Annotated in this window: 5 protein-coding genes and 1 pseudogene; all 6 read right to left on the bottom strand. The window is 70.9% G+C overall.

The annotated features are described in order from the left end of the window. Nucleotides 1-917, bottom strand: a 917-nt coding sequence (locus C1J00_RS34875) for a LacI family DNA-binding transcriptional regulator (protein WP_439333461.1), incomplete at its 3' end; no start/stop codon positions are given. A 31-nt stretch (nucleotides 918-948) separates the two neighbouring features. Further along, nucleotides 949-2,601: an extracellular solute-binding protein gene (locus C1J00_RS34870; RefSeq protein WP_102912953.1), complete on the bottom strand. Its 1,653-nt coding sequence runs from the start codon at nucleotides 2,599-2,601 to the stop codon at nucleotides 949-951. Nucleotides 2,602-2,628: 27 nt separating this feature from the next. Next, a pseudogene (locus tag C1J00_RS34865) lies at nucleotides 2,629-3,515 on the bottom strand (carbohydrate ABC transporter permease). Further along, entirely contained in the window at nucleotides 3,512-4,366 is an 855-nt protein-coding gene (locus C1J00_RS34860) for an ABC transporter permease (protein ID WP_102912952.1), read from the bottom strand. The pseudogene C1J00_RS34865 and the gene C1J00_RS34860 overlap by 4 nt, the downstream one beginning before the upstream one ends. A gap of 229 nt (nucleotides 4,367-4,595) precedes the next feature. Continuing rightward, the gene (efeB, locus tag C1J00_RS34855) at nucleotides 4,596-5,870 is read right to left on the bottom strand and encodes an iron uptake transporter deferrochelatase/peroxidase subunit (protein WP_102912951.1); all 1,275 of its coding nucleotides are present in this window, start codon (nucleotides 5,868-5,870) and stop codon (nucleotides 4,596-4,598) included. A gap of 132 nt (nucleotides 5,871-6,002) precedes the next feature. Next, a partial coding sequence (locus tag C1J00_RS34850; RefSeq protein ID WP_146046311.1) for an EfeM/EfeO family lipoprotein occupies nucleotides 6,003-7,178 on the bottom strand: 1,176 nt, incomplete at its 5' end.

The following is a 7,178-nucleotide window of genomic DNA, read 5'->3' as shown; positions in this document are numbered from 1 at the left end:
GTGGTGAGGGGCGGGTTGAAGTCCTCGGCGAGCGGGATGTCGTTGTAGCCGACGACGGAGATGTCACCGGGGACGCTCAGTCCGGCCTCGGCGATGGCGCGCAGGGCACCGGCGGCGACCATGTCGTCCCCGGCGAAGACCGCGGTGAACTCCCGCGTGCTCTTCAGGAGTTCGGCCATCGCCCGGTGTCCGGCGGCGCGGCCGAGTCCGCAGTCGACGACATGCGCGGTCTGAGATGGCAGCCCGTGCTCGGCGAGGGCGGCCCGGTAGCCGGTGACGCGGGCATCGAGGGCGGTGTTGCCGGGCAGGCCGCCGAGGAAGACGATCCCGCGGTGCCCGGCCGAGAGCAGGTGGCCGGTGACGGCGCGGGCTCCGGCCTCGTTGTCGAACTCCACGACCAGCGCGGGGATCTCGGGGCCGGGCGCGGGCCGGCCGCAGAGCACGAGCCGGGCTCCGGAGGAGTCGAGGGCGTGGGCGTAGTGGGCGACGCGCTCGCGGTAGGCGTCGTCCTCGACGACCCCGCCGACCAGGATCACCAGCCGGGCGCCCTCCTCCCGCATGAGCTGCACGAACTCCATCTCGCGCTGTGCGTCGCCGCCGGTGGCGCCGACCACGCAGAGCCAGCCGCGGTCGGCGGCCTCGGCCTCCACCCCCTCGGCGACCTGGGCGTAGAAGGGGCTGGTGACCTGGCGGACCACGACGGCGGCCATCTTGCGGCCGCCGCCGACCAGGGCGCGGGCGTGCGCGTTGGCGACGTAGTCGAGGGCGCGGGCGGCGCGCAGGACCCGGGCCCGGGTCGCGGCGGGCACGGGATGGTTGCCGCTGAGCGCGCGGGAGGCGGTCGCCGTCGACACACCCGCCCGCTCGGCGACCTCGCGGATCGTGATGCGCCCCTTGGACCCCATGTCGTTCTCCATCCCCCGCGTCTCCTCTTCCGTCCACCGCTGTTCAGGTGTTGGCCGCGTAGTCCTTCGCGTACTCGTCGGCCATTCTGTCGCCGCCCCGGCTCCGCCACTTCCGCACGGCCGCGTCCCACTCCGACAACGGCAGACGCCCGGCGATGATCCCGGTGACCGTGTCGTCGAGGAACGTCTTCAGGGTGGCGCCCTGGGAGTTGTTCGTCGCGGACTGGAGCCCGAAGGAGGCGTCGCGGATGGCGTGCGGTACGACCTTCCGCTGCCAGGCGTGCAGGGCGCGCACGGCGTCGGGCATGCCGGGCACGAAGAGCACCTGGGGGCCTTCGGCGAGGTACTTCAGCGGCAGGTTGGTGTTGTTCTCGACCTCGCCGAGCTTGGTGAACTCGGGCGAGCCGTCCTTGCCGCGGGTGAAGTGGACACCCTCGACGCCGTAATGGACGAGTTCCCACTCCTGGCTGCCGAAGGGCGCGGCGAGGTAGTCCAGGATGCGCAGCAGCAGTTCGATGCGCTCCTTCTTCGCCTGCTTCAGGACGGTGTACCCGAAGGAGCGGCGGGCGGCGACGATTCCGCCTCTCTCGCCGCCGACGCTGTACGGGAGGGCGGCTGCCGGGCTCATCTTGCCCTTGGACTCTCGATACTTGGGCAGGTAGGCGCCGAACCCGTCCTGCATGGAGCCGACGGTGCCGTTGTAGTAGAGGGTCGTCAGGTCGATCTGGGAGATGGACGTGGCGTCGGGGTGGTAGGAGCCGTTCCTGCGCAGCTGTGCCTGGAAGGCGATGGACGCCTTGTAGCGCTCGTCGGCCGCTGCCGTCAGGAAGGTGCCGTCCTTGGTGACGGCCCAGCGCTGGGGCGCGTTGTGGGCGGCGGAGTGGTAGGCGTTGCCGAACAGGGAGCCGTTGGCGGCGCCGAGCATGTACGTCCGGCCGCGGGTGCCCTGTCGGGCCACGGCGGTGAAGTCCTCGGCGCTCCAGCCCGCCTTCATGCCCGAGTCGGCGAACATGTCCTGGTTGAGCCACAGGGTCGAGCCGGGCAGCGGGCGTTCGAGCGGGACTCCGTAGATGCGCCCGCCGATGCGGCCCATGTCGCGCCAGGCATGGGTGGGGACGTTGGCGAGGTTGGGGTAGTCGGTGACCGCGTCACCCGACAGGTACGGCGTGAGGTCCTCGGCGCGGCGCTGCACGAACTGCGCCTCCCTCGGCAGGGTGAAGCCGGCGAACATGTTGATGATGTCGGGCAGGGCGTCGGCGTCTCCCGCCATCACCGTGGCCATCTTCTTCTGGTAGTCGGCCTGGGAGATGATCGTGTACTCGATCTTCACGCCGAGGGCCTTCTCGACGGCCGTCCAGAACCGGTTCGAGGAGGCGGGTTTGGGCGGCGTACCGAACGACACGGTCATGACGCGCACGGTGGAGCCGTCGCCCGGGGTGCGGGAGACGGACTTCACCAGTTCGGACGGGTAGGAGGTGTACCCGGCCTGGACACCGGCGTCGGTGGGGGCCAGGTCGGGCTTGGGCCCGGCGGCGGGCCGGTAGGCGGGCCAGGGGGCGAGCTTCTTGCCCGCGTTGGAGACACCGCCGTCCCCGGAGTCCGAGGACGAGCAGGCGGTCAGCAGGCCGGGGACGGAGACGGCGGCACCACCGGCGGCCACGGTACGCAGAAGGGTGCGTCGGGACATGCTGGGCATGGGTGAATCACCTCGTGTCGGCTTGGGTCAGCTCTTGATGGCGCCGGTGAGCACGCCCTTGGTGAAGTACTTCTGGAGGAACGGGTAGACGAGCAGGATCGGCACGGTGGCGATCACGAGCACCGCCATCTGCACGGTCTGCGAGCGGTGACGGTGGCCTCGCCGGTGGTCGCGTCGGTGAGGCCGGCTCCGGACACCACATAGGTGCGCAGCACCTGCTGGAGCGGCCAGTGGTCGCTCTCCAGGTACAGCGAGGCGTAGAACCAGGAGTTCCAGTAGGCGACGGCGTAGAACAGGCCGACGACGGCGAGCGCGGCCTTGGACAGCGGCAGCACCACCGACACCAGCACCCGCCAGTCCCCCGCCCCGTCCAGCCGGGCCGCCTCGTACAGCTCCTCGGGGACCGACTGGAAGAAGCCGCGCAGGACGACCAGGTTGAACACGTTGACCAGGACGGGCAGGACGAGCGAGGCGTACGAGTCGAGCAGGCCGAGTTCCTTGACGAGCAGGAAGCTCGGGATCATGCCGGGCGGGAAGAGGAACGTGAACAGCACCAGCAGCAGCACGGGCTTGCCTCCGAAGACGCCCGGGCGGGACAGCGCGTAGGCCAGGGTCACCGTGCAGGCGAGGCTGAGCAGCGTGCCGACGATCGTCACGCCCGCGCTGACGCCGAGGGCGTGGGTGACGATGCCGCCGTCGAAGATGTCGCGGTAGGCGTCGAGCGTGGGCTCGCTTGGCCACAGCACCCAGCCGCCGTTGTCGACGACCTCCCGGGTGGACGCCAGGGACGTCGAGACGATCACCAGGAACGGCACGCACACCAGCAGTACGACCGTGGTCAGGGCGAGGGCCTTGGCGGCCTGGGTGAGGGGCCGCGGCTTCTCCATCCAGCCGGGCCGGGCGGACGCGCTCACCTGTAGACCCCCTGTTCGCCGAGGCGGTGGGCGACCTTGTTGGCCGCGTAGACGAGGAGGGCGCCGACGACGCCCTTGAACAGGCCCGCCGCGGCCGCGAATCCGTAGTCGCCGCCGACGATGCCCTGGTAGTACACGAAGGTGTCGATGACCTCGGCGGTCTCCGGTCCGACCGCGTCGCGTTGCAGCAGCATCTGCTCGAAGCCGACGGAGAGGATCTCGCCGAGCCGCATGATGAGCAGCAGCACGATCACCGGGCGGATGGCGGGCAGGGTGACGTGCCAGAAGCGGCGCCAGGGTCCGGCCCCGTCGATGGCGGCGGCCTCGTACTGCTGCTCGTCGACCTGGGCGAGGGCGGCGAGGAAGATGATCGTGCCCCAGCCGGCGTCCTTCCAGATGACCTGGGCGACGACGAGCGGCTTGAATGCGTCGGGGTCGCCGATGATGTCGACGGTGTGCAGACCGGCGCCGCTGAGGCCGCTGTTGAGCAGGCCGGTGTCGCCGAGCACCTGCTGGAACAGCGCGACGACGATCACCCACGAGATGAAGTGCGGCAGGTACGCCACCGACTGCACGAACCGGCGCACCGAGCTCCAGGTGAGGGTGTGCAGCAGCAGGGCGAGGCCGAGCGGCACCGGGAAGTAGAAGACCAGTTGGAGGACGGCGATCCAGAGGGTGTTGAGGACGGCGTCCCAGAAGGCCTCGTCCTCGAACATGCGCCGGAAGTTGCCGGGCCCCGTCCAGGGGCTGCCCCACAGGCCGTCGAACGGCACGTACTCCTTGAACGCGATGACGTTGCCGACGAGTGCGCCGTAGTGGAACAGCAGGAAGTAGGCGACGCCGGGGAGCATGAGCAGGAACAGTGTGCCGCCCCTGCGTCTCTGAAAACCTTTACGCTGCCGCTGCGCCCTTCCGGAGGGGTGACTGCTGGGACTCACCTCCTTCGCACCTGCTCGTTCCCGTAAGCCAGTTGCCACGGTTCCCCCTCACGTCGGCATGTACGGTGAAGGGAAGCTAAAACGCTTTTAGTGCGTGGTCAACACTTCTGACACAGAGGGGACTTGGGGCCGTGCCGAGGTGTCAGGCCGGGAACAGCCCTCTGCCGAGCCAGTCGGAGGAGTCCCGAACGCCCGGCAGGGCGAAGAAGTAGCCGCCGCCGGTCGGGGAGATGTAGTCGACGAGGGGTTCGTCGATCAGTCGGGCCTGTGTGGCCTCGAACTGGCGGCGCACGTCCTGCTGGTAGCAGCAGAAGACCAGGCCCATGTCGAGGTCGCCGACGTTGTCGACGCCCCTGTCGTAGTTGTAGCCCCGGCGCAGAATCCGGGAGTCGCCGGTCTTCGCGGTGCGCGGGTTGGCGAGCCGGATGTGCGCGTCGAGCGGGATCGCCCTGCCGTGCGGGTCCTTGGCGTAGTTCGGGCTGTCGGTCTCCCGGGCGCCGTCCAGCGGGGCACCGGTGTCCTTGCGGCGACCGAACATCTGCTCCTGCTCGGTCAGCGAGACCCGGTCCCAGAACTCCACGAGCATCCGGATGATCCGGACGACCTGGTAGCTGCCGCCGGCCGCCCAGGAGGGCTCGCCCTGTCCCTCGCCGACCCACACCAGGTGGTCCATCTCGCGGGCCGACGCGACGTCCGGGTTGACGATGCCGTCCTTGAAGCCCAGCAGGTTGCGCTGGGTGCCGCTGGGCCGCGGCACGTTCTGGAAGCCGTCGACACGCCACCGGATCTGCATCGCGCCCCGGGTGTGCTTGGCGATGTCGCGCAGCGCGTGCAGCACGGTGTCCTGGCGGGCCGCGCAGATCTGCAGGGACAGGTCGCCGTGGCACTCGGCGGGGTTCAGGTGGTCGTTGGGGAAGGTCCGCATGGGCGTGAGGCGGCGCGGCTTCGCCTCGGCGAGTCCGTAGCGGTCGTCGAAGAGGGACGCTCCGACGCCGACGGTCACGGTGAGCGCGTCGGCCGGGACGACCGGGCCGAGGATGCCGTTGTCCGATGGCGGGGCACCGACGCCGAGGTCCTCGGGCGTGCCGCCGGAGGTGAGGAAGCGGGCCCGCCCGGTCAGGGTTCGCAGCAGATCGGCCAGTTCGGCACGGCTCTCGGCGATGACGTCGAAGGAGACGAAAGCGGCGGCCGTTTGAGCGGGGGTGAGGATCCCGGCCTGGTGGGCTCCGTGGAAGGACACCGGGGCTGCGCTCTGCTGCTCGGCCGCCCGGGCCCTCGCACCGCCGCTCTCGGCGAGTGCGATTCCGCACCCGGCCAGGACGGCTCCGGCTGCTCCGGCGCCCAGGGCCGTCTTCACGAAGGAGCGGCGGCCGGCGTGGGCGGGGCAGCCCGGCGGCGGCGTGTCGGCGGACGGCATGAGGGGGTTCCCTTCGGAGTCTTCTGCGGGGTGCTTGAGCCTTCTGCGGGGTGGTTTCGTCACCGCGCGCTCACGCGGGACCGTGGCGGTTTCTTCGCCGCGCACTCACGCGGGGCGGTTTCTTCGCCGCGCTCACGCGGACTTCCTGACTTCGAGCAGGTCCGGCACCGGCGAGAGGTCTTCGAGGAGCTGCCCCGTCGCCCCGTCGAGCCGGGCCTTCGCCACGCGGCCGAGCCGGTCGACGGGGGTCCAGCCGGTCCCGTGGTGTGCGGAGTCGAGCAGCCTCTGCAGTCGTGCGACGTCGGCGTCGGCGGCTGGCAGCAGACGCGGGGCGCGCGTGGTGAGCAACGGCCTCAGTACGGCGAGCAGTTCGCGGGTGCCGGCGAGGTTGGCGTCGGCGGTGGCCAGTCCGGTGCCGCTGCCCTGGTCGGTGTCGCCGGTCAGTTCGAACTGGAGGGTGTTCTCCAGGACCTCGTGGGCGCGCAGGGGCAGGTCGGAGGGGTCGAAGTCCTGGTGCGGGAAGGCCTTGCGCAGTCCGGCGCTGTCGTCGGCCAACTGCTGTGCCACGCCCTTGAGTCCGGCCGCCGGCTCGCCGTGCCACAACCCGTACTCGATCCGGTGGAAGCCGGTGAAGTCCCTGTCGTGCACGCCGCCCGGCAGACCGTCGGGACGCCCGTCGATCTTCTGCTCGAAGTCTTCGAAGGTGCCGTAGGCGGCGCCGAGGGAGGCATAGGTGCGGTGGGCCGTCAGCCAGTCGGTGCGGGCGGTGTCCAGGTGCCCGGCGCGGATGTCGTCACTGAGCTTCCGGGTCCGAGTGACGAGCGTCGCCAGCCCCCGGTCCGCGTACGCCCGGTACGCCGTGAGCGGAGCTGCGAGATCCCGCTCGGAGACGGGGACGACGGCGTGGGCACCGGCGGCGCCGCCCACCCGGACCGCCTTCGAGGTGACGGCCTTGCCGTCGCCCGGCACACAGCGCCAGGCGTACGTTCCGCCCGCCACGGTGGCGACCAGGTCCCGGGTGGTGCCGGGGGCCAGGCCCTCGATCTCGCCGTAGACCGCGTTCGAGGACGGGTCGATCAGGTACACCTCGGACGTCTGGTCCCCGGTGTTACGCATCCGGAAGGTCCGCCGCCCCGGCTCGGGCGCGGTGAAGCCCCGACCGCAGTCCTGGGCGGAGACGGCGACCGTCTCGCCGCCGGCGGGCTCGGGGTGTGCCAGGGCGACGACGAGTCCGGCCAGGAGCGCGGGCACGGCGACCACGGCGACGGGGACGAGCCAGGCCGGGCGGCGGCGAGTGGGCTCGGGGGT

Source organism: Streptomyces cahuitamycinicus, from assembly GCF_002891435.1.
In the GTDB taxonomy this organism is placed as follows: domain Bacteria; phylum Actinomycetota; class Actinomycetes; order Streptomycetales; family Streptomycetaceae; genus Streptomyces; species Streptomyces cahuitamycinicus.
Note: the sequence above shows the minus strand (reverse complement) of the source record. Positions and strands in the feature narration are given on the sequence as shown.

Excerpts from the sequence above, each read along its gene's own strand:
- C1J00_RS34870 (WP_102912953.1), bottom strand. The coding sequence starts at position 2,601 with ATGCCCAGCATGTCCCGACGCACCCTTCTGCGTACCGTGGCCGCCGGT.
- C1J00_RS34860 (WP_102912952.1), bottom strand. The coding sequence starts at position 4,366 with ATGCTCCCCGGCGTCGCCTACTTCCTGCTGTTCCACTACGGCGCACTC.
- efeB (WP_102912951.1), bottom strand. The coding sequence starts at position 5,870 with ATGCCGTCCGCCGACACGCCGCCGCCGGGCTGCCCCGCCCACGCCGGC.